Origin of the sequence: Gelidibacter maritimus, from assembly GCF_014062315.1 — a bacterium.
Lineage (GTDB): Bacteria > Bacteroidota > Bacteroidia > Flavobacteriales > Flavobacteriaceae > Gelidibacter > Gelidibacter maritimus.
Window position 1 is genome coordinate 13,226 of the sequence record NZ_JACGLT010000024.1, and the last position, 20,038, is coordinate 33,263.

Genomic DNA, 20,038 nt, shown 5'->3' on the forward strand with positions numbered 1-20,038 from the left:
GAAAAGTTTATTCTATATCTCAATTTAAAATCGGTGAAATTTCTCAATCCGTGAAAATCCGTGTAATTCGTGTCTGAAAAAATCAGTGTAAATCATAAACAATCCGCATCACCCGCCTGAACATACGAGCAGGTCCGCGATCCATCAAATCAAGGCTCAAAAAACCCCGTACTACCGCCAACCCAAGTTTTATCCTTATTGTATTTGACTCCCACCATTTCTCCTTTACTGAGACGTATCAGATTACTGACAATTTGAGTCGTGTTGGTTTTGCTATTATGAAGCAACATCATTCGGATTTCACATTTCGCAGGGTCATCCATAGTTTCGATAATGGGCGCATAGGCCACTTTTTCCTGCAACAGATAATTCGATTTATCTTCAACAGCAGCAATCATTGCTTTATCCACATGAATCTGCACCCCGGCACCCGCAAAAGAATAGAGAGGTTTGAGCACATAATTCTCTAAATCGGTGGGAATGGTTTCAAGCTTGTCCAAATAGTAGGACTTCGGCACATAATCGCCCTTTAGCAATGGCATTGTGTACTTACTAATCCTGAAAAACCAATTCGGATGTCCAATCCATTCAATATCGACCTCGTCTTTAAAGTCGAATTCGCGAACTAAATCCGGTCGTTGGTCCAATTCGTCAAAAATAATGCGGTTGTAAATCTTAAGTACCTGAACTTCGGAGCCATTATCATCTTTGTAAAATAATTGCTTACCTCTTTTAATCAGTTTGGAAATACACAATACCTTGATGTCCAATAAGGCTTCAGTAGCGAAAAAATCAATGGCCGTGGCCTGTTTTTCAGGTTCAATCTCTAAAAGAATAACCTGTTTTGGGTCGGTGTCGCCAACAATTTCTGTACGCAATAATTCGATATAATCTTCTGAAGACAAACCCTTAAGATGCTGTGAGAAATTTTCGGGAATGCCGTCATAATGCTTACGATACATACTGCCTACCAGTTCTTGGAAGAAATAGAGCGAAGGAAAGCCTTGAAGTTCTATCAACTTTGGTGTTAACTTGCCATTGTCATCCAAACAGACACCAAAATCCAATTGTATAAATTTGGAATGGTCATCTTCATTGGGCACTCTCATACTGTCCTTAAAAAATGCACCTTCCGTCAGTTCCTTAAAATTGGGCTGATTGATGACTTTCATAATGTCCTCACAAGCTTCCACCAATTTCGTTTTCAATTCCTTGGGAATGAATACTGGTGTTTCGGCAATTTTGAACTGTGGTGTATAGTCAAATTGGTCGATGATATCTGCCAACATTCCGGCATATTTTTCTTCAGAAAATTGAGCGTTAAACGCCTGGCGTAAGGAAGCAATCATAATATATTATGAGATTAATTGAGGTGAAAGTTGTTTCATGGCCCGTTCAATGAACTTTGGTAGAATGATTTTATGGGTCCTGATGATTTTATCTGGATCATCCATCTTCTCCATCATATCATCGTATTTCTCTTCGCCAAAATTGGCAATCACTTTTAACTTATTGGCATCTGCAAGAAAATGGGCTCTCATGCCGACGGGATCAGCCTCCGGATGAAATTGCGTGCCAACAAATTCTTTAGAAAAACGAACCGCCATTATGGCACGTTCATAACTGACGTGACTTCGGATCTTTTCAAGGCTTAAAATGGAAGCGCCTTGTTCTTTAAAAACCTTTAACCTTGGCTGTACCAACTGCCAGTCGCGCGAATCTACCGCATAAAACGGATCGTCCAAGCCTTCTAGGAGTGGGTCTGTTAAGCCAGCTTTTGTTTTGTGAATGGGTAAAACACCAAAGGAAGTGCTCCGTCTTGGTTTCATTTCTCCCAATTTAAAATAGTCGCACACTACCTGAAACGAGTAACAGATAAAGAACATATATTTCTTTTGGTGCTGTGAGGATTTATTAAAATCCCACAGGTCCTGTACCAAATTCAGATATGGAATCCGCCATGGTCCATCTTCCAGCGGACTGTCAGGTCCACCACTCGAAATATAAATATCAAAAGAGGTGTCAGGTATTTCCTCTGCACCTCTGACGTTGAATATGGTATAATCCACTTCATCTTTAAAGCCACTAACGATATCGGCAATACAACGCAAACCCTGATTGGGTTGGTTGTTGTTCATATCAAGAATGGCTACTTTAAATTTTTCTTTAAGCATGTAATTTTTTCTAAGTTCCTAAAATGGTCTGGTCAATAACATAGTCCACCACTTTAGTTAAATCCTTGGTCTCCTCGAAAACGGCGAGCTGCCTGTCGGCTCCTGTACCGTTTTTGATCATGGTTTTAACGTGTTCTATTTCCTTTCGGGAACCGAGCTCATCCACAACATCATCTACGAAATCAAGCAATTCGAGCATTAAATCTTTTGTGTTTACTTCACATTCCTTGCCAAAGTCGATCATACTGCCATCAAGTCCGTATCTGCTGGCGCGCCATTTGTTTTCATTGATCAAGGCACGATGGTAGAGCATGAAATTGAGATTTTGTTTTCTCAGCTTATAAAGTTTAGCGACCAAGGCTTGAATTAATGCGGCAATGCTTAGGGTTTCCTCGATGGTCATTGGGACATCACAAATACGTACTTCCAAAGTTGGGAAGAACGGATGCATACGGATGTCCCACCAAATTTTCTTGGGATTGTCAATACATTTCGTTTTGATTAATATGTCTATATAATGCTCATATTCGGCAACAGTTTGGAAGACTCCTGGAATTCCTGTTCTCGGAAATTTATCAAAAACTTTTGAACGAAACGATTTGAAACCCGTATTGCGGCCTTCCCAAAACGGCGAATTGGTTGATAAGGCATATAAATGTGGTAAAAAATAACGCATGGCGTTGGTTAAATGTAAGGACAATTGCTTGTCTTCAATCCCCACATGTACATGGAGCCCAAAAATTAAGTTAGAACGTGCCGTATCTTGAAGTTCGTTGACAATCTCATCATAACGCGGGTTGGGCGTTATCAGCTGGGTCTGCCATTTTGTAAATGGATGTGTTCCCGCAGCACCAATCTTGAAACCCAAAGAGTTGGCAATTTCAGAAATGGATTTACGCAAATGGGTAAGGTCCTCTCTGGCCTCATGAATATCCTGACAGATATTGGTGCCAACTTCCACTACTGCTTGGTGCATTTCTGCCTTGACCTGGTCATTTAAGATTTTTGCCGCTTGGGAAACAATTTGTTGGTCATGCGAGATGAGCTCTCGCGTATCTGGACAAATGACCTGGTACTCCTCTTCAATGCCTAATGTGAATTTCATAAAATTGGATGAATTATTTGATAGTTTCCAGTCCCGAAACGTCAAGACGGATAGCTTATTGAATTTTTATTTATAAACGGTCTTTTTACCCGTAATCTGATCTTTGACAAAGGTGCCCCATGTCAGGTTCATTTTATCTTTTTTATATTGTTTGGCCTTGTCAATGGCCATATTGGCAGCATTTTCAACAATCCAGTCGAAATTTTCCTGGCCTACAGAATTGATATCCGCATCCGGCGCAGGATTGCAAAAATCAATAGCATACGGGATGCCATCGCGAATGGCAAATTCTACCGTATTGAAATCGTAGCCCAAAGCCTTATTCAAACGAATACAATATTTTTTGACCAAATCTAAAATTTCTTGCTTCACCGGAGGGCCGTCAATGACATAGCGCAAATGATGTGGGTTTCTCGGTTCGTATTGCATGATATGGACGTTATCCGTATTCAAGACATAACATCTGAAATATTCCGTAAAATTGATTTCCTCTTGGAGCATCATGACCAAGTTTTCTGTCTCGCCATGTTTTTTCCATAAATCTTGCGGATTCTCAACACGGTACACACTCTTCCAACCCCCGCCGTCATGAGGTTTCATATAGGCCGGAAAGCCAATGGTATCAAACATGTGTTCCCAAGCAAATGGGAATTTCATATTTCTAAAGGAGTTTTCATCGGTGTCCGGTGGACGATGAGAGGTTGGTAAAATGAAGGTTTTCGGAACAGGAACACCAACTTTCTCAGCCAGTGCGTTGTTGAAAAACTTTTCATCTGCACTCCACCAAAAAGGGTTGTTGATGACCGCAGTTCCTGAAATGGCCGCATTTTTAAGATAAGCGCGATAAAATGGAACGTCCTGAGAAATCCTATCTATAATAACTGCGTAATCTGTTGGCTTAGCCTGCTCTACCATGTCAATAGTAACAGCTTCTGCCATAATGCCTTTTGCCTTTTTTTCATTAACACGATCTATAAATGCTTGTGGGAACGTGTTTTCTTGTCCGAATAGGATGCCTATTTTTTTCATAAATTAGAGTTTTATTCATTTCCTTATTGGAGGAAATCTATTTAATATCTGGTTGTTTGTTTTTTTGTGTCTAAAGTTTTGAGAGATATTCCGGGAACATTTGACGCCATAAGGGCCAATCGTGTTTTGCCCATTTACGTACATCATACCAAAAAGGTATATTCTTATCGCGCAGTATTTTAGCCATCTGATCATTGGCTTCCAAACAAATATCCCATTCGCCAACGCCGAGAATAATTTTCATCTTCCATAAGTCTGGGTGATTATTGCCCGGGAGATAGTCTATGGGGTTGTTAAAAAATACGTTGTCATCATAATGACGCCCAACAAACGAGGTAATGTCAAATGCACCGCTCATACTGAACATATGGCTGACTTTCTCAGGATGTTTAAATGCGAAATTTGACGCTTGATAACCGCCAAAACTCGGACCTGCGACCGCCACTTTTGGCAAACCTTTCTGATGACAAATCGAATTGACCACTTCATTCAATATAAACTGATCGTACCAATTATGGTTTTTGGCCCGTTGTGCGGGATGGATTTGTTTGTTGTACCAACTCAGTTCGTTAATGCCGTCTGGACAGTAAATCTGTACTTTGCCTTGTTCAACAAACCATCGGACGGATTCCACAAGTTTCATGTCTTTACATTCATTGTGTTTGCCCATAGTTGTAGGGAAAAGTATGACAGGATACCCTGAATGCCCAAAAACAAGCATTTCTATGTCTTTACTGAGGGTTGGCGAATACCATTTGTGATGTTGTTCTTTCAATATCTTATTTTTTAATAGGTTAGGCTAAAGTTGAAAAATGTGAACGGATGCTTCTTACAGTGTAGAAGTTGTGTTGGCTTCTTTGTATTTAAACAAGTACATCAATATACTTTTTTTAATTATAAATACAATAGCATCCAATAGGAATCTTAAATTTTTGTGAAAATCTTAAAGAATACGGAGGAATCTTAATTTTTTGGAATCTTTTTTAAGAATAAGAGTGGATTAATTTCATAATAAGTCTATTGTTTAAGCTCGTCCAATTTGGATATGAATGCATTGGTAGTCATTAAATTACAATTCATCCATCAAATATGACAGTTCAGACCAACAGATTTTAAGAATTTAAAGAGTAAATGGATATTTGCTTCCATAAACCAATATCTAATACAATGAAACATTTAATTATTATTACCGTATTATTTGTGACCGGAATTTTATCTGCACAAAGTTCTTATGACAAAGGCATGGAAAAAGCTTTTGAGCTTTGGAAAAACAATCAATGGGACGAGGCTGAGCAACTTTTTGAACGCATTGCTGCCGCTGAACCTGAAGCATGGTTGCCCAATTATTATGTAGCCCAAATGAACAGTTTAAAATCTTGGGAAGAAAAGGATCCCAATACATTAAAAGCCCAATTGGAAAAAGCGCAAAACTTTCTCAATGATGCGATGGCTATCGAAAAGGAGAACGCCGATTTGTTGGTCATGCAGGCCCAAATCTTAACCAATTGGGTAGCCTTTGACGGGATGACCTATGGGATGAAGTATTCTGCAAAGATATCGGATCTTTATGAAAGGGCCTTTGACATGGCTCCAGAGAACCCAATGGTGGTACTTGGTAGAGCCGAATGGAATATGGGGAGTGCACGATATTTTGGAAAAGATACCACGCCGTTTTGCAAGGATATAGAAAAAGCCATTGAACTTTTTGCTAACTTTAAGCCCGAATCCTCCTTTCACCCCAATTGGGGAAAGCAGCATGCCCAAACTGTACTGAAATCCTGCACTGACTAATGCACGTTCACTGACTAACACACGATAAACAGATACAAACTCATGACCATTAAATCTATTAAAAGTTTATACCTCACGTTTTTTATAGGATGCGCTGTATATGTCGTAGGGAACCTTCTATCAAACGGATTTAATTATAACACAGTCAACGACTTTTTTATTGACTTTGGGTTTTACCAACTCTATGCCTTCCTTTTAGGATATACCAATTATTTCTACTTTGCCTATCTTGAGAAACTGACCTGGAAAAAAGAGGATGGCTTAAAACGAATTATCGTTGGTATTACCGGATCAGTTGTACTGACCATGGGCGGTTTGTTTATTTTGAACGGTTTGCAATATTATCTCTATAGAGGGGGCTCATGGATTGAATTTATGCAAACACAACGTTGGAGCAACTACAGTTTCGGACTTTGGATTACCCTGACCATTGTTATCATTTTTCATTTTGTTTATTTCTATAACCGATACCAACAGAATAAAATTAAGGAGCAAAAAGTCATTGCCCATGCCGCCAGCGCCCAATTTGAAAGTCTGAAAAAACAAATCGATCCTCATTTTTTGTTCAATAGCTTGAATGTGCTGACCTCGTTAATTGAGGAGAACCCAGATAACGCACAACGGTTCACGGTGTCTTTGTCAAAAATTTACAGGTATGTATTAGAACAAAAAGATAAAGAATTAGTGACGGTTGCCGAGGAATTGGATTTTGCAAAAACCTATATGAATCTTTTGAAAATGCGTTTTGAAAACAGCCTTACTTTTGAGATTTCGGAATATGCAAACATTGAGGAGGCCAAGGTGGTGCCCTTGTCTCTGCAACTGCTTTTGGAAAACACCATTAAGCATAATACCGTGAGCGAATCAAAACCCTTGCACATCAAAATCACGGTGGAAGATAACTATTTGGTGGTGCAGAATAATTTACAGAAAAAAGAAGTTCTTCAAACCAGAAAAGGCGTGGGACTGCAAAATATTGTCAATAGATATGATATTTTAACCAAACGCAAGGTGTTGATTGACGAATCAAATGCCTTCTTTAAGGTGAAAATACCCATCTTGACCAAACAAATTTCAATCATGGAAACAAAACATCAATATAACGAAGAAGATGCCTATTATCGGGCAAAAAAGAGAGTGGAAGACATCAAAGGGTTCTTTGGAAACCTCGTGGCCTATTGTGTTGTCATCCCATTTTTAATATTTATCAACTACAAAACCTCATGGGACTATCAATGGTTCTGGTTCCCAATGTTGGGCTGGGGGATGGGCGTCATCTTTCATGCCTTTGGTGTATTTGGCTACGGAAAAGAATGGGAAGAACGTAAAATAAAGGAAATATTGGAAAAGGAACAACACACTAAAACATGGAACTAATGGAACCAAATTATTTTGAAAAGGAACGTTACGAACGCGCAAAAAAACGTGTCCAGAGAATTACTGGGTTTTACAGTCACCTCTTAGTTTATGTGGTGATTAATTTGATGATTGTTGTTGTGAATGTTCAGCAATTGGATCCCGGCGAGAGTTATTTTAAATGGCAGAATTTTACAACCCTGTTTTTTTGGGGTATCGGAATCTTGGCACATGGACTCTCGGTATTTATGCCATATATCGTCTTAGGTAAAAATTGGGAGGAACGAAAAATAAAAGAACTCATGGAGAAGGAACGTAAGAGTAAATGGGAGTAACCATTTAGCGTAGGGCTCAGAATTAAGGAAGATGGAAACTATTATTAAGTATTAGGTGTCAAGTAGCCATTGTTAAGATGGAGAGATAAGGCATCATGATTGTTGTACACCTCGAACCTATAGATCCTAATAAAGATTGGATGTCTAAATTAGAGGCCTCGAGATTTGATATTAGCCTTAAGCAAAAAGATAACTTTAAGCTTATTTTATGATGTATGTCAGCTTTTCTTTCTTTTTAAACCCGTAATTTAGTCTTATAACCAAAAAACTATAATTATGACAATAAATATTCAATTCGTAAACTTGGATTTTAGCGATTCACTAGCCGAGCATACTACCAAAAGACTAAATAAAATGGCCGAAAAGTATGATTGGCTGATCAATGCCGATGTGTTTTTTAAAGAAGAAGGCACCAATCCTGAAAAAGGAAAGATTTGCAATATCAAATTGAGTCTGCCAGGACCACAAATATTTGCTACTTCTGACGAGAAAAACTTTGAAATGTCGGTTAAGGAGACCATCAACGATTTGGAAATCCAGTTAAAGAAGAGAAAACAGGCTTTTATGACACATTAAAGTAAGGGATGAGGTTTGAGGTGAGCGTCTATACACATTGAAATTAAATTATCATTCATTCGAAAGCCCCAAACTTTAAACCTATTTCAGCGATGATGATAAGGTTCATTCCTTAAAATAGTAAATGCGCGATACAATTGTTCTATCATGAACAAACGGATCATCTGATGGGAAAATGTCATTTTAGACAATGATATTTTCCCATTTGCTTTTTGATAGACGTCTTTTGAAAAGCCGTAAGGTCCGCCAATGACAAAAACCAATTGTTTGATCCCAGAATTCATGTGTTTTTGCAGATATTCGGAAAAGGCCACAGAGTCGTATTGTTTTCCGTTTTCATCCAACAAAATAAGCAGGTCTGAAGTGCCCAGTTTTGCCAAAATCAACTCGCCTTCTTTTTGTTTTTGCTGCGCTTCACTTAAATTCTTTGCTTTTTTAAGATCGGGAATGATCTCAAATTCAAATTTTATGTAAAATCCTAAGCGTTTTTGATACTCGTTAATCAGTATTTGAAGTTGCTGATGATCGGTTTTCCCGATGGCTAAAAGTTTTATTTGCATGTCGTAAATTTACAAATTTGTCGGGATTTTGAATTTCAGATTTGGAATTTGAGTATTTCGATTATCAATTAGTATTTTTACATTAAATATTCCTAACAATGATTTCAGAAAAACAATTCAATATAGAAATAGACAACATTATTGCTAATGCCGTTAGAGAAGATGTTGGCGATGGCGATCACAGTTCCTTGGCGTGTATTCCTGCTTCAGCTCAGGGGAAGGCCAAGCTTTTGGTCAAGGACGATGGCGTTATTGCGGGGGTTGCATTTGCCAAGCGTGTCTTTCAATATATAGATAAAGACTTAAAAGTAGAAACTTTAATTGAAGATGGCGCCGAAATAAAATACGGTGATATCGTGTTTTACGTGGAAGGGTCATCGCAATCCATTCTTAAGGCTGAGCGCTTGGTGTTAAATGCGATGCAGCGTATGAGTGCCATTGCCACAAAGACAAAAACCTTTGTGGATTTGCTAGCAGGTACCGGAACCCAAATTTTGGACACCAGAAAGACCACGCCTGGCATTCGGGCCCTCGAAAAATGGGCTGTGAAAATTGGCGGTGGCGAAAATCATCGGTTTGCCTTGTATGATATGGTCATGTTGAAAGACAATCATATCGATTTTGCAGGCGGAATCACCAAGGCCATCACCAAAACGAAAGCCTACTTAAAAGAAAAGAACTTAGACTTGAAAATTATTGTGGAAGCCAGGAATCTTGATGAGATTAGAGAAATCCTCAAAAACGATGGCGTTTACAGAATTTTGATAGATAACTTCAATTATGCAGATACCAAGAAAGCAGTCGCGCTCATTGGCGACCAATGTCTGACCGAATCGTCGGGGGGAATCAATGAAGACACCGCACGTGAATATGCCTTATGTGGTGTGGATTATATTTCTTCGGGAGCATTGACCCACTCGGTGTATAATTTGGACTTAAGTTTAAAAGCCGTTTAGATGTCTGAACACACTGATGATAATATTGAGGATGATATCGAGGATAAGCTCGAAAAAATCCCCGTTGTAAAATATATCATCAAACTTCTCAAAAAAATTAAATTACCTGCCTTAGAAGGTTTGACGCTATATTACTTTCTAAGGCTTTATGGCAAAGGCATTATTAAAGGAGCGGTAACCAGTAGGGCAAGTGCCATTTCTTTTAGCTTTTTTACGGCCATATTTCCTTTTTTATTATTCATCATCATCCTGATTCCCTATATTCCAGTAGCAGGATTTGAATATGAGTTTAAAGGGTTTTTGAATTCGGTCTTGCCACCACAAACCTCCGATTTCTTTTTTGATAATATTTTTCAGAATATTTATACAAAAGCAAGTGGTAGCTTAATCTCAACAGTATTTTTATTGTCCATTGTTTTAATGGCCAACGGGATCAGTGCGCTTTTTTCGGGATTTGAAAGTTCCTACCATCAGCAACTGACGCGCAGTGTGGTTAAACAATACCTATACTCTATGTTTGTGGCGCTTATTTTGGTTCTTTTATTGATAATTACCATTGCAGTTATTGGTTATTTTCAAATTTATGTCATTCAAAAGGTGCTTTATTATATGGACAAGCAGGGCTATGAAACCTATGAACAGGGCTTGTTTATGGTGGCAGTTGCCAAATATATATTTTTTGTGATTATGGTCTATATTGCCACGGCCACTTTGTATTATTTTGGTACCAGAGAGGGTAAGAACTCAAAGTTCTTTTCTGCAGGGGCGCTGTTGACAACCATTTTAATTATTGTATTTTCATATTTATTCGGAATTTATGTCACTTATTTTTCAACGTATAACGAGCTTTATGGGTCTATTGGTGCCTTGTTGATTTTATTATTCTATATCTGGCTAAACTCCAATATCTTGCTATTGGGCTTTGAATTGAACGCCACCATTCAACTTCTAAAGAAATTTAATCTTCAAAAGCAAATTGCTAAAGAAAACTCCTAATTTATTCCATGCAACATTTTATAGACGTCATACTTCCCGTTCCACTTGAAAGGTTGTTTACCTACAGCATCACCCAAGCCGAATCAGAGTTTTTAAAAGCGGGGATGCGGGTGGCGGTACCTTTCGGTAAAAGTAAAATTTACACTGCATTGGTATTTAAAGTTCACCAGCAACAACCTGTCGCTTATGAGGCCAAAGAGATTCATCAAATATTGGATGATGCACCTATCATTACGCAGACGCAGTTAACCCATTGGCAGTGGATTTCAGAGTACTACCTTTGCACTTTAGGCGATGTGTTAAGAGCGGCATTGCCGAACTCGTTTTTGTTGGAAAGCGAAACCATCATCACCAAAAACAACGATAAGACCATCAATGATGCGGATCTAAAGGATGAAGAGTTTTTGGTGTATGAGGCACTGCATCATCAATCGTCTCTAAAACTTCACGATTTGATCAGTATTCTCGATAAGAAGAATGTGTTTCCAGTAATCAATTCCTTGTTGGATAAAGACGCAATTGTGCTTCAGGAAGAGGTCTATGAGAAGTACAAGCCAAAATTGGTGCGCTATGTCAAGCTGAATTCGCAGCATTCAGAATCGGGAAAATTACAGGATTTATTGGAGGAATTAAGTCGCGCGCCAAAACAGAGGGACGTGATCATGACCTTATTCTCAATTTCGGCCCAAACAAAAAAACCAATAAAAGTTTCGGAATTATCGGAAGCCAGTGATGCGTCTCCGGCCATTATCAAATCCTTGATCGATAAGGAGATTTTAACCGAATATCATTTACAGGAAGATCGTGTTGCCTATTCAGGAGATCCCAATGAGGCATCAAAGACACTAAACATCCACCAAGAGAAAGCTCTTAGGGAGATTCAGCAATCTTTTGAGAAATACAACATTACTTTACTTCATGGAGTGACCTCTTCCGGTAAGACGGAAGTTTATGTTAAACTTATAGAAGAGGTCATTAGCACTGGAAAACAAGTGTTGTATTTGCTTCCTGAAATTGCTCTGACCACGCAATTGGTCAGCCGGTTGGAAACTTATTTTGGCGGAAAGGTTGCTGTCTATCATTCCAAATACTCCTCACACGAACGCTTGGAACTTTGGAACAACGTTTTAGAAAACCAACCTAAGGCGCAGATTGTATTAGGCGCACGTTCTTCAATATTTTTGCCATTTCACAATCTCGGTTTGGTCATTGTTGATGAAGAGCACGAAACCTCCTTCAAGCAATTTGACCCTGCGCCAAGATATCACGCTCGTGATGCTGCCATTGTATTGGCGTCTCTTTTTAAAAGCAAAACCTTGTTGGGTTCGGCTACACCAAGTTTGGAAAGTTACTATAATGTCAAGCAGGGCAAATATGGTTTGGTGGAAATTACCCACCGATTCAATGATGTCATGATGCCCGATATTGAGTTGGTTGATATTCAGGATAAGCGTAAACGTAAACGCATGACCGGGCATTTTAGCGACCGATTGATTGAAGAAATGACCGAAGCATTGCGGGTGGGCCATCAAATTATTCTGTTCCAAAATCGGCGTGGATTCTCGCCCATTGTAGAATGTACTACTTGTGGTCATGCGCCACAGTGCCCTAATTGCGATGTCAGTTTGACCTTTCATCAATTCAAGAATGAATTGCGCTGTCATTATTGTGGTTATTATACAGCAATGCTCAAAAACTGTATGGCCTGTGGCAGTGTGGAGTTGGATACTAAGGGTTTTGGTACGGAGCAGGTTCAGGATGAAGCCCAGGAATTGTTTCCAGAGCACAAGGTAGGACGGATGGACTTGGATACCACCCGGGGTAAATTTGGGTATGATAAAATCATCACCGCTTTTGAACAAAAGGAGATTGATATTTTGGTGGGCACCCAAATGTTGACCAAGGGTTTGGACTTTAGAAACGTGAAGCTTGTGGGTATTATGAATGCTGATAATATGCTCAATTTTCCCGATTTTAGAGCGCTTGAGAGGAGTTTCCAATTAATGCTACAGGTGTCGGGTAGGGCAGGGCGCACGGATGAAAGAGGAAAGGTGTTGATACAGACCTATAATCCGCACCATAGGATCCTGCACCAGGTTTCAACCAATAATTATGCAGAGATGTATTTGGAGCAGATGGATGAACGGCATAATTTTAAATACCCACCAGTTTACAGGTTGATCAAGATTACCTTAAAGCATAAAGACTATAATAAAGTAAATATTGGTGCCGAATGGTACGCCACGGGCTTAAGGCAGGTTTTTAAAAGTCATATTTTAGGACCGGAATTTCCACCAATTTCCCGAATCAGGAACCAGTTTCATAAAAACATCCTTGTTAAGATTCCACCACAGCAGTCGCTATCAAAAACTAAAAAAGCCATTGTTAAGATTAACAATAGCTTTTTAAGTATTAAAGAATTTAGGTCGGTTAGGGTGATTCTAAATGTCGATAACTTTTAGTGAGATAGAAATTTGGAACAAATTTCGTAATCGAACCAATCCCGCTCCTCGGCGGGATCTCTTCTTGTGCTTACTTTACTCGTTATAGAAATTTGGTACAAATTTGATAATCGAACTCATCCCGCTCCCGATACTTCGGGATTAGCGGAACCTCACTATGTAGTTTAATTATATGGTGTTTTAAAACTTGGTGTACTGTATTAATACTTCCGCTTACCACTACTTTGGATTTGGAGCTTAAGTGTGGTTAGATATTGTTTAGTGCATCTACAAGTTCTGTCTTTTTATTCCTGCTCAAAGGAATTTCATAGGCTCCAACTTCAACATTTTTACTGTTAAAGCGGTCCACTTTATCCAAGTTGACAATGTAGGATTTGTGAATTCTTAAAAATTTACCTTCTGGCAATTCCTGCTCAAAGGCTTTCATGGTTGAAAGTACAACCAAGCTGTTCTCTTCGGTAACCAATTTAACGTAGTCGCCAAGGGCTTCAATCCATTTGATGTCCTTAATATAGACTTTACGCTTTTTTAAATTGCTTTTAACAAAGATGTGCTCGCCATCAGCTTCGTTGAAGTCGAGTTTTAGTTTGTGCTGTTCGAGCGCTTTATCTACGGCGGTATTAAATCGTTCTCTGGTAATTGGCTTTTGTAGATAATCGGTGGCGTCATAATTAAAGGCCTTAAACGCGTATTCCGTTTTGCCTGTCACAAAAATAATTTGGGGTTTATTGTTGAGAACGTCAAGTAGCTCAAAACCATTAAGAACTGGCATTTCAATATCCAAGAAGATGAGATCTACTTTATGGGTATTTAAGCCATTTTTGGTTTCAAGTGCGCTACTGTATTCTGCAATAAGGTTAAGTGATGAATGATTTTCAATTAACTTTACAATCGATAAGCGTTGTATCGCAGAGTCATCTACTACTACACAGTTTAAAGTCATAACATTTGATTTATTTAGGTTAAGATATCGACAATAGTACGAATAATTCGGACAAAAACCAAATAACATCGATAAACTGTTGAAATTAACATTATTTTTAATACCTGAATTTTGATGGAAAATTACTCAAACTTTTGTTGTAAGAACCATTAATAATGGTTATTTTTGCAGCCATTTTTAATTATTAAATATACATTATATGAATCATTATGAAACTGTTTTCATCTTAAATCCCGTTTTATCTGAGACCCAGATAAAGGAAACAGTAGAGAAATACGAAGATTTTCTTGTTTCTAGAGGAGCAAAGATGGTATCCAAAGAAGATTGGGGCTTAAAAAAATTGGCCTATCCAATCCAGAACAAAAAGAGTGGATTTTACCACTTGTTTGAGTTTACTGTAGATGGTAAAGTCATCAATGAACTAGAAGTAGAGTTTAGACGTGACGAGCGTTTTATGCGTTATTTAACGGTGAAATTGGACAAACATGCCATTTCTTGGGCGGAAAGAAGAAGAACTAAACTTAAACAAAAAGCGTAATTATGTCATCAATAGAACAACAAGCTAAAGGAAAAAAAGATGGTGAGATCAGATACCTGACCCCATTGAATATTGATACTAGTAAAACGAAAAAATACTGTCGTTTCCAAAAGTCTGGTATCAAATATGTTGATTACAAAGACGCCGATTGGTTATTGGGCTTTGTAAATGAGCAAGGTAAATTGTTGCCAAGACGTTTAACGGGAACCTCGTTAAAATATCAAAGAAAAGTATCTGTAGCGGTAAAGAGAGCGCGTCACCTTGCGTTGATGCCTTATGTAGCAGATTTATTAAAATAATAAAAACATAACTATGGAACTTATATTAAAACAAGACGTTGAAAATTTAGGATTTAAAGACGATGTGGTAACGGTTAAGAACGGTTATGGTAGAAACTTTTTAATTCCTCAAGGATTAGCGATAATGGCAACGGTTTCAGCTAAAAAAGTATTGGCTGAAAACTTGAAGCAACGTGCTTATAAAGAGAAACAAATTATTGAAGACGCTAAAAAAGAAGCGGAAGCAATAAAAGAATTGGATATCAAATTAACTTCTAAAACGAGTGCTGGAGCAACTGCAGGCGATAAAATATTTGGTTCTATTACCAATATTGATTTGGCAAATGCATTGAACAATGAAGGCATTTCAATTGATAAGAAATATATCGCCATTACAGGTGGTAATATCAAGCGATTGGGTCAATACGATGCGGTTATCAGACTACATAGAGATGTCACCGTTGATTTGACTTTTGAAGTTATTGCAGAAGCATAATTTTCAAAACAAATTTTTTAAAAAGCCTCAATCCTTATTGGAATGGGGCTTTTTTCATAATTATTAATCTTTATTTTAAAGAATCATTGGCTATTCTATGGCTATTATGCTTGACAGAGCAAGCTTTAGATGTCGACTAAAATAGGCTCCCATTTTAGGGAAATCTTGAGACAACAACTATGAAATATACAAGACTTACTAAAGAACAATTTGAAGAACTGCACCAGGAATTTATTAATTTTTTGGCCACACAATCCATAACTGCCGAAGAATGGGCCGATATTAAAGCCAATAAGCCCGAAGTTGCGGAAGAGGAATTGGATGTGTTCAGCGATCTGGTTTGGGAGGGTGTGTTAAGTAAAGTAGTTTATTTAGAACATATTTCGCCACAACAAATGCACTTGTTCCATTTAAAGGATAAGGAGATGCAGTTAATTGCCATAAAATTAAAAATTGATACGGTTGATCTGACCACGTCTGAAGGGTTCCAATGGTTTAGGGAAAATCTTCTTTCTGATGACGTCGAATTCTTAACCGCCAATAAAGCCTATTCAGAAGATAAGGCCTTAGATAAATTTAAGCTTATCCAACAAGGCGGGGTAATCACCAAAGGCGAACTGTATAAGTATTTTGAAAAACTGGTTTTGAAGGAATAGCTTGAGTAACACCAAGCACGCGGTGTGCAAAGTTATTACCTTCAAATTTTTTCCGATGTCTTCTGATTACTCCATCGCGGTCAATCTCAACTTTAACTTCCCATCTTCACAAGTGGTATGGATGGGAAAGCAATATCATGTTCATCAACCGATAAGGCTTCACATAATTTGTAAAAACTTGTTGGATGGAAGTGTGGTTACGATATCTGTGGGAAAATTAAAAGCGCAGTGGTCCACATTGTTTTCTACTCATAGCGCAACGACTCCACCGGGTCCAATTTAGCAGCTTTTACAGCAGGAAGCAATCCCGCAACCACGGCGACAATAAAGGCAATGGTGAAGGCACTAAACATAGCCAACCATGGTGTTGAGAATTGAAAATCGGCAGCCGCCGAAACGCCATACCCGATAAGCACACCCAATACAATTCCGATGATACCTCCCAATTGTCCGATGATGATAGCTTCCATAAAAAATTGCGACGCAATCACTTTTCTTTTAGCGCCCAATGCTTTCCTAACCCCAATCTCCCGAGTACGTTCGGTCACGGATACAAACAATATATTCATCAACGCAATAGACGACCCTAAAATGGTAATTAAGCTAATCACCCATGCAGCCACATACAAATATTCTGTGATGGACCCGATACGGTTGATGAGGTCGTCACTACGTTCAATTCCAAAATCGTTCTCTTCAATCGGATTTAGATTTCTTATATTTCTAAAAGTCAATATAGCGTCATCTTGCGCGCCTTCCAGCATGTCTTTATTATCGGTTTTTACGCTCAGACTGTAATTGATGTTTGGGCCGGTAAATAAGGTTCTTGCTTTTTGAAGGGGAATCATCATGCGTAGATCCTGATTGTTCCCAAAACTCGAGCCTTTTTCTTTTAATACTCCGATCACTCTAAATTTTGCTCCTCTCACACTGATGGTTTGCCCAATTGGGTTGACATCGCTCAAAATGGCTTTGGCTAAATCGCTTCCAATAACACAAAGGTTTGTGCTGTTTTCAATATCGAAATAATTGAACTCCCGACCTTCGCTAACTTCCAATCCAGAGTTCTGGATATAGTTTTCATTCACCCCTAAAACCATGACCTCCGGGTCTGTTTTTTTATTTTCGTATTTCACTTCAGCAGCTTGAGTACCGACAAAAGAAACAGATACTTGCGTGAATGGAAAATTATATTGGTCTTCAAAGTCCTTCACATTTCTATAGGAAATGATGGGATTGATTTTCTGAACCTCTTTACCGCTCTGGCGTTGGGTAGTAAATTCGTAGCGTTGAAAGTTAAAAGTATTAGCGCCCATTGATGAGAAATCGCTTGAAATGGTATTCTCCAATGCCGATACAGCACTTAAAATCCCAACCAAAGCCGTGATTCCAATCGCAATGATCAGAATGGTCAAAATGGTACGTAACAGCTGGGTGCGGATGGAATTAAGGGCAATCCGAATATTTTCTCTGAATAATGAAAACATAAATACTTAGGTGTTCTTGTTATGGTTGAATGACTATAAGACTACAAACATTCAATAAAGTTACTATAAATTTGAAATAAGCAGGCTATTTTTTTATTTTGCCCTGATAAATCCTGTGGACACCTGTTGATGGCTGGCGAATAATGTAGATGACGCAGATGCTTGGTGCGTAAATCTAATTTCGTACGATACCTAATTTTACCTTCACATTTTTTAATACCAAAACAGCGATGTCTCTTTGAGGCGGCATCTATTGCCCTGATATAGCGAAAATATGCAGCTCTTTAATAGGAAACCAATTACAACTGATAGGACGAGCCATTATAATCAAAAAATACAACACTCCTTGGCTGCGCGGACTAAAGAATAAGCTCACTATTTTTTTGTCCTAATTCCTATAATTATGATATTTTTGCAGCAATACAAGTATTAAGAAAAAGATTCCTGCTGGAGTTCATTTGGAGCGTAATTGACAGCGAGGAATTATGAATATAATTTTAACGAAATCCCCGCTTACGCGAGGAATAAAGAGATTCCCGTATTCGCGGGAAGTTGATATGGCAAAAAAACCAAGCATCCCAAAAGGCACACGCGATTTCAATCCCGAAGAAGTTGCAAAACGTAATTATATTTTCAACACCATCCGTCAGAAATTTGAGCGATTCGGATTTCAACCTATTGAAACGCCGAGTTTTGAAAACTCAGAAACCCTTATGGGAAAATATGGCGAAGAAGGTGACCGCTTGATTTTTAAGATTTTGAATTCAGGCGATTTTCTGAGCAAGGCCAATCAGGAGGCTTATGCCGCCAAGGATGCGCTTAAATTAACACCCTCGATTTCTGAAAAAGCGCTTCGCTACGATTTGACCGTGCCGTTTGCCAGGTACGTGGTTCAGCACCAAAATGATATCGAAATGCCTTTTAAACGCTACCAAATCCAACCGGTTTGGAGGGCAGACCGCCCACAAAAAGGCCGATTCAGAGAGTTTTTCCAATGTGATGCCGATGTGGTTGGATCGCAATCTTTATGGCAGGAAGTAGAATTTGTGCAATTGTATGATGCTGTATTTACGGCCTTGAAATTGGACGGCGTGACCATTAAAATCAACAATCGTAAGATCTTGGCGGGAATTGCAGAAGTCATCGGCGCACAAGATAAATTGATCGATTTTACCGTGGCCCTCGATAAGTTGGATAAAATAGGAGAGGCGAAGGTCAAGGAAGAAATGTTGGGCAAGGGGATTCCTGAGTCCGGGATTGAAAAGTTACAGCCCTTGTTTAGTTTATCAGGGACATTCGAATCGCAAATTGCTCAATTAAAGACCATATTATCCACTTCTGAACAAGGTAAAAAAGGTATTGAAGAATTGGAGTTTATAGACAAGGCTATTTGCGAGTTGAAATTGCAATCGGCTAGCTTGGAACTGGATGTCACTTTGGCGCGTGGCCTTAATTACTATACCGGCGCGATTTTAGAAGTCTCGGCTCCAAAGGAGGTTGCCATGGGCTCCATTGGAGGTGGTGGTCGTTATGACGATCTTACGGGAATTTTTGGATTAAAGGACGTGAGTGGTGTAGGCATCAGTTTTGGACTCGATCGTATTTACTTGGTATTGGAGGCCCTGAATTTGTTTCCAGAAACCATCACCAATACGGTAAAAGCTTTGTTCATTAATTTCGGTGAAACAGAAGCCCTTGCTAGTATGAAAGCCATTAAAGAACTCAGAGAAAATGGCATCAATGCCGAATTGTATCCCGATAATAAAAAAACCGTACGACAGTTTAATTATGCCAATAAACGCAACATTCCGAATGTTGTTTTAGTGGGGGCATCAGAATTGGAGGCCGGAACCTACACGCTTAAAAACATGGATAGTGGCGATCAGCAGTCGGTGGACTTAGAAACTTTGGTGGCATTGTTGAAATAGCTGGCCCATGCTTAGGTTGACAGCCAACTGTCAGGGTGAGCGCTTCCGACTATTCGGAACGACTATTCGGAACGAACCCCTTTGTTCTCACATATTACATTTATCTAATCTTTTATAACGGGCTGGGGGAGGTCAAATTACAAATTCTTATTCTATCTTGTTCTATCTTGACCCCAGCCCCTAAAGGGGAGAATCGGGATTTGGCTTTTGAATTTGGCTCTTTTTTTGGACTTTTCTTAGGTTGACAGCCAAATGTCAGGGTGAGCGTAGTCGAATTCTATTATGATGATCAATTATATTTTTGCGTTTCAAGCCCTTCGACTGCCCTTCGTCTGCGCTCAGGACAGGCTGTTCAGGGTGACAGTATGATGT

20 protein-coding genes are annotated in these 20,038 nt (G+C 38.8%); 12 read left to right on the forward strand and 8 right to left on the reverse strand.

What is annotated here, in order from left to right; all coding sequences use genetic code 11:
• Positions 1-149: 149 nt before the first annotated feature.
• From H3Z82_RS18415 to H3Z82_RS18435, 5 genes are all read right to left on the reverse strand, one after another.
• Positions 150-1,349 (reverse strand): hypothetical protein, encoded by a 1,200-nt coding sequence (locus tag H3Z82_RS18415; RefSeq protein ID WP_182206964.1) that lies wholly within the window; start codon positions 1,347-1,349, stop codon positions 150-152.
• 6 nt (positions 1,350-1,355) lie between these two features.
• Complete coding sequence (locus tag H3Z82_RS18420; RefSeq protein WP_182206965.1) at positions 1,356-2,174, reverse strand: type 1 glutamine amidotransferase; 819 nt, start codon at positions 2,172-2,174, stop codon at positions 1,356-1,358.
• A 10-nt stretch (positions 2,175-2,184) separates the two neighbouring features.
• A complete protein-coding gene (locus H3Z82_RS18425) occupies positions 2,185-3,279 on the reverse strand; it encodes a carboxylate-amine ligase (protein WP_182206966.1) in 1,095 nt (364 codons plus the stop codon).
• Positions 3,280-3,345: 66 nt separating this feature from the next.
• Complete coding sequence (locus H3Z82_RS18430) at positions 3,346-4,308, reverse strand: ATP-grasp domain-containing protein (RefSeq protein ID WP_182206967.1); 963 nt, start codon at positions 4,306-4,308, stop codon at positions 3,346-3,348.
• Between the two features lie 70 nt (positions 4,309-4,378).
• Entirely contained in the window at positions 4,379-5,083 is a 705-nt protein-coding gene (locus tag H3Z82_RS18435) for an esterase family protein (protein WP_182206968.1), read from the reverse strand.
• A gap of 392 nt (positions 5,084-5,475) precedes the next feature.
• On the opposite strand from H3Z82_RS18435, the gene H3Z82_RS18440 reads away from it, so the two are divergent.
• The 4 genes from H3Z82_RS18440 (at position 5,476) to hpf (ending at position 8,366) form a co-directional block, all read left to right on the forward strand.
• On the forward strand, positions 5,476-6,099 hold the full coding sequence (locus H3Z82_RS18440; RefSeq protein ID WP_182206969.1) for a hypothetical protein: 624 nt from the start codon (positions 5,476-5,478) through the stop codon (positions 6,097-6,099).
• 42 nt (positions 6,100-6,141) lie between these two features.
• Complete coding sequence (locus H3Z82_RS18445; RefSeq protein WP_182206970.1) at positions 6,142-7,476, forward strand: 2TM domain-containing protein; 1,335 nt, start codon at positions 6,142-6,144, stop codon at positions 7,474-7,476.
• A complete protein-coding gene (locus H3Z82_RS18450; protein ID WP_182206971.1) occupies positions 7,476-7,790 on the forward strand; it encodes a 2TM domain-containing protein in 315 nt (104 codons plus the stop codon). The genes H3Z82_RS18445 and H3Z82_RS18450 overlap by 1 nt, the downstream gene beginning before the upstream one ends.
• Before the next feature lie 276 nt (positions 7,791-8,066).
• Positions 8,067-8,366 (forward strand): ribosome hibernation-promoting factor, HPF/YfiA family, encoded by a 300-nt coding sequence (hpf, locus tag H3Z82_RS18455; protein ID WP_182206972.1) that lies wholly within the window; start codon positions 8,067-8,069, stop codon positions 8,364-8,366.
• An 86-nt stretch (positions 8,367-8,452) separates the two neighbouring features.
• Here the strand turns inward: hpf and rlmH are convergent, their stop codons facing one another.
• Positions 8,453-8,926: a 23S rRNA (pseudouridine(1915)-N(3))-methyltransferase RlmH gene (rlmH, locus tag H3Z82_RS18460; RefSeq protein WP_182206973.1), complete on the reverse strand. Its 474-nt coding sequence runs from the start codon at positions 8,924-8,926 to the stop codon at positions 8,453-8,455.
• Between the two features lie 98 nt (positions 8,927-9,024).
• Here rlmH and nadC point away from each other — a divergent pair, with 98 nt between their 5' ends.
• Genes nadC through priA form a run of 3 tightly spaced genes read left to right on the forward strand, consistent with a single transcriptional unit; the run spans position 9,025 to position 13,340 of the window.
• Positions 9,025-9,882 (forward strand): carboxylating nicotinate-nucleotide diphosphorylase, encoded by an 858-nt coding sequence (nadC, locus tag H3Z82_RS18465; protein WP_182206974.1) that lies wholly within the window; start codon positions 9,025-9,027, stop codon positions 9,880-9,882.
• Positions 9,883-10,878: a YihY/virulence factor BrkB family protein gene (locus H3Z82_RS18470; protein ID WP_220459212.1), complete on the forward strand. Its 996-nt coding sequence runs from the start codon at positions 9,883-9,885 to the stop codon at positions 10,876-10,878.
• Between the two features lie 8 nt (positions 10,879-10,886).
• Positions 10,887-13,340: a replication restart helicase PriA gene (gene priA / locus H3Z82_RS18475; protein WP_182206975.1), complete on the forward strand. Its 2,454-nt coding sequence runs from the start codon at positions 10,887-10,889 to the stop codon at positions 13,338-13,340.
• Positions 13,341-13,587: 247 nt separating this feature from the next.
• On the opposite strand, the gene H3Z82_RS18480 is transcribed toward priA, so the two are convergent.
• The gene (locus H3Z82_RS18480) at positions 13,588-14,283 is read right to left on the reverse strand and encodes a LytR/AlgR family response regulator transcription factor (protein WP_163515359.1); all 696 of its coding nucleotides are present in this window, start codon (positions 14,281-14,283) and stop codon (positions 13,588-13,590) included.
• A gap of 199 nt (positions 14,284-14,482) precedes the next feature.
• Between H3Z82_RS18480 and rpsF the strand changes: the two genes are divergently transcribed.
• The 4 genes from rpsF (at position 14,483) to H3Z82_RS18500 (ending at position 16,251) form a co-directional block, all read left to right on the forward strand.
• Positions 14,483-14,821, forward strand: coding sequence for a 30S ribosomal protein S6 (gene rpsF, locus H3Z82_RS18485; protein WP_182206976.1), 339 nt, complete (start codon positions 14,483-14,485; stop codon positions 14,819-14,821).
• Between the two features lie 2 nt (positions 14,822-14,823).
• Positions 14,824-15,120, forward strand: a complete 297-nt coding sequence (rpsR, locus tag H3Z82_RS18490) for a 30S ribosomal protein S18 (RefSeq protein ID WP_027124835.1) — start codon at positions 14,824-14,826, stop codon at positions 15,118-15,120.
• A gap of 13 nt (positions 15,121-15,133) precedes the next feature.
• Positions 15,134-15,595: a 50S ribosomal protein L9 gene (rplI, locus tag H3Z82_RS18495; RefSeq protein ID WP_182206977.1), complete on the forward strand. Its 462-nt coding sequence runs from the start codon at positions 15,134-15,136 to the stop codon at positions 15,593-15,595.
• A 179-nt stretch (positions 15,596-15,774) separates the two neighbouring features.
• Positions 15,775-16,251: a DUF6495 family protein gene (locus H3Z82_RS18500; protein ID WP_182206978.1), complete on the forward strand. Its 477-nt coding sequence runs from the start codon at positions 15,775-15,777 to the stop codon at positions 16,249-16,251.
• A 245-nt stretch (positions 16,252-16,496) separates the two neighbouring features.
• Here H3Z82_RS18500 and H3Z82_RS18505 read toward each other — a convergent pair whose 3' ends face one another.
• Positions 16,497-17,738: an ABC transporter permease gene (locus tag H3Z82_RS18505; RefSeq protein WP_182206979.1), complete on the reverse strand. Its 1,242-nt coding sequence runs from the start codon at positions 17,736-17,738 to the stop codon at positions 16,497-16,499.
• Positions 17,739-18,295: 557 nt separating this feature from the next.
• Between H3Z82_RS18505 and hisS the strand changes: the two genes are divergently transcribed.
• Positions 18,296-19,666 (forward strand): histidine--tRNA ligase, encoded by a 1,371-nt coding sequence (gene hisS / locus H3Z82_RS18510; RefSeq protein WP_182206980.1) that lies wholly within the window; start codon positions 18,296-18,298, stop codon positions 19,664-19,666.
• The last annotated feature ends 372 nt before the right edge of the window (positions 19,667-20,038 follow it).

Bases quoted from the DNA above. Each gene is read 5' to 3' on its own strand.
- H3Z82_RS18415 (WP_182206964.1), bottom strand. From the start codon at position 1,349: ATGATTGCTTCCTTACGCCAGGCGTTTAACGCTCAATTTTCTGAAGAA.
- H3Z82_RS18420 (WP_182206965.1), bottom strand. From the start codon at position 2,174: ATGCTTAAAGAAAAATTTAAAGTAGCCATTCTTGATATGAACAACAAC.
- H3Z82_RS18425 (WP_182206966.1), bottom strand. From the start codon at position 3,279: ATGAAATTCACATTAGGCATTGAAGAGGAGTACCAGGTCATTTGTCCA.
- H3Z82_RS18430 (WP_182206967.1), bottom strand. From the start codon at position 4,308: ATGAAAAAAATAGGCATCCTATTCGGACAAGAAAACACGTTCCCACAA.
- H3Z82_RS18440 (WP_182206969.1), top strand. From the start codon at position 5,476: ATGAAACATTTAATTATTATTACCGTATTATTTGTGACCGGAATTTTA.
- H3Z82_RS18445 (WP_182206970.1), top strand. From the start codon at position 6,142: ATGACCATTAAATCTATTAAAAGTTTATACCTCACGTTTTTTATAGGA.
- H3Z82_RS18450 (WP_182206971.1), top strand. From the start codon at position 7,476: ATGGAACCAAATTATTTTGAAAAGGAACGTTACGAACGCGCAAAAAAA.
- hpf (WP_182206972.1), top strand. From the start codon at position 8,067: ATGACAATAAATATTCAATTCGTAAACTTGGATTTTAGCGATTCACTA.
- rlmH (WP_182206973.1), bottom strand. From the start codon at position 8,926: ATGCAAATAAAACTTTTAGCCATCGGGAAAACCGATCATCAGCAACTT.
- nadC (WP_182206974.1), top strand. From the start codon at position 9,025: ATGATTTCAGAAAAACAATTCAATATAGAAATAGACAACATTATTGCT.
- H3Z82_RS18470 (WP_220459212.1), top strand. From the start codon at position 9,883: ATGTCTGAACACACTGATGATAATATTGAGGATGATATCGAGGATAAG.
- priA (WP_182206975.1), top strand. From the start codon at position 10,887: ATGCAACATTTTATAGACGTCATACTTCCCGTTCCACTTGAAAGGTTG.
- H3Z82_RS18480 (WP_163515359.1), bottom strand. From the start codon at position 14,283: ATGACTTTAAACTGTGTAGTAGTAGATGACTCTGCGATACAACGCTTA.
- rpsF (WP_182206976.1), top strand. From the start codon at position 14,483: ATGAATCATTATGAAACTGTTTTCATCTTAAATCCCGTTTTATCTGAG.
- rpsR (WP_027124835.1), top strand. From the start codon at position 14,824: ATGTCATCAATAGAACAACAAGCTAAAGGAAAAAAAGATGGTGAGATC.
- rplI (WP_182206977.1), top strand. From the start codon at position 15,134: ATGGAACTTATATTAAAACAAGACGTTGAAAATTTAGGATTTAAAGAC.
- H3Z82_RS18500 (WP_182206978.1), top strand. From the start codon at position 15,775: ATGAAATATACAAGACTTACTAAAGAACAATTTGAAGAACTGCACCAG.
- H3Z82_RS18505 (WP_182206979.1), bottom strand. From the start codon at position 17,738: ATGTTTTCATTATTCAGAGAAAATATTCGGATTGCCCTTAATTCCATC.
- hisS (WP_182206980.1), top strand. From the start codon at position 18,296: ATGGCAAAAAAACCAAGCATCCCAAAAGGCACACGCGATTTCAATCCC.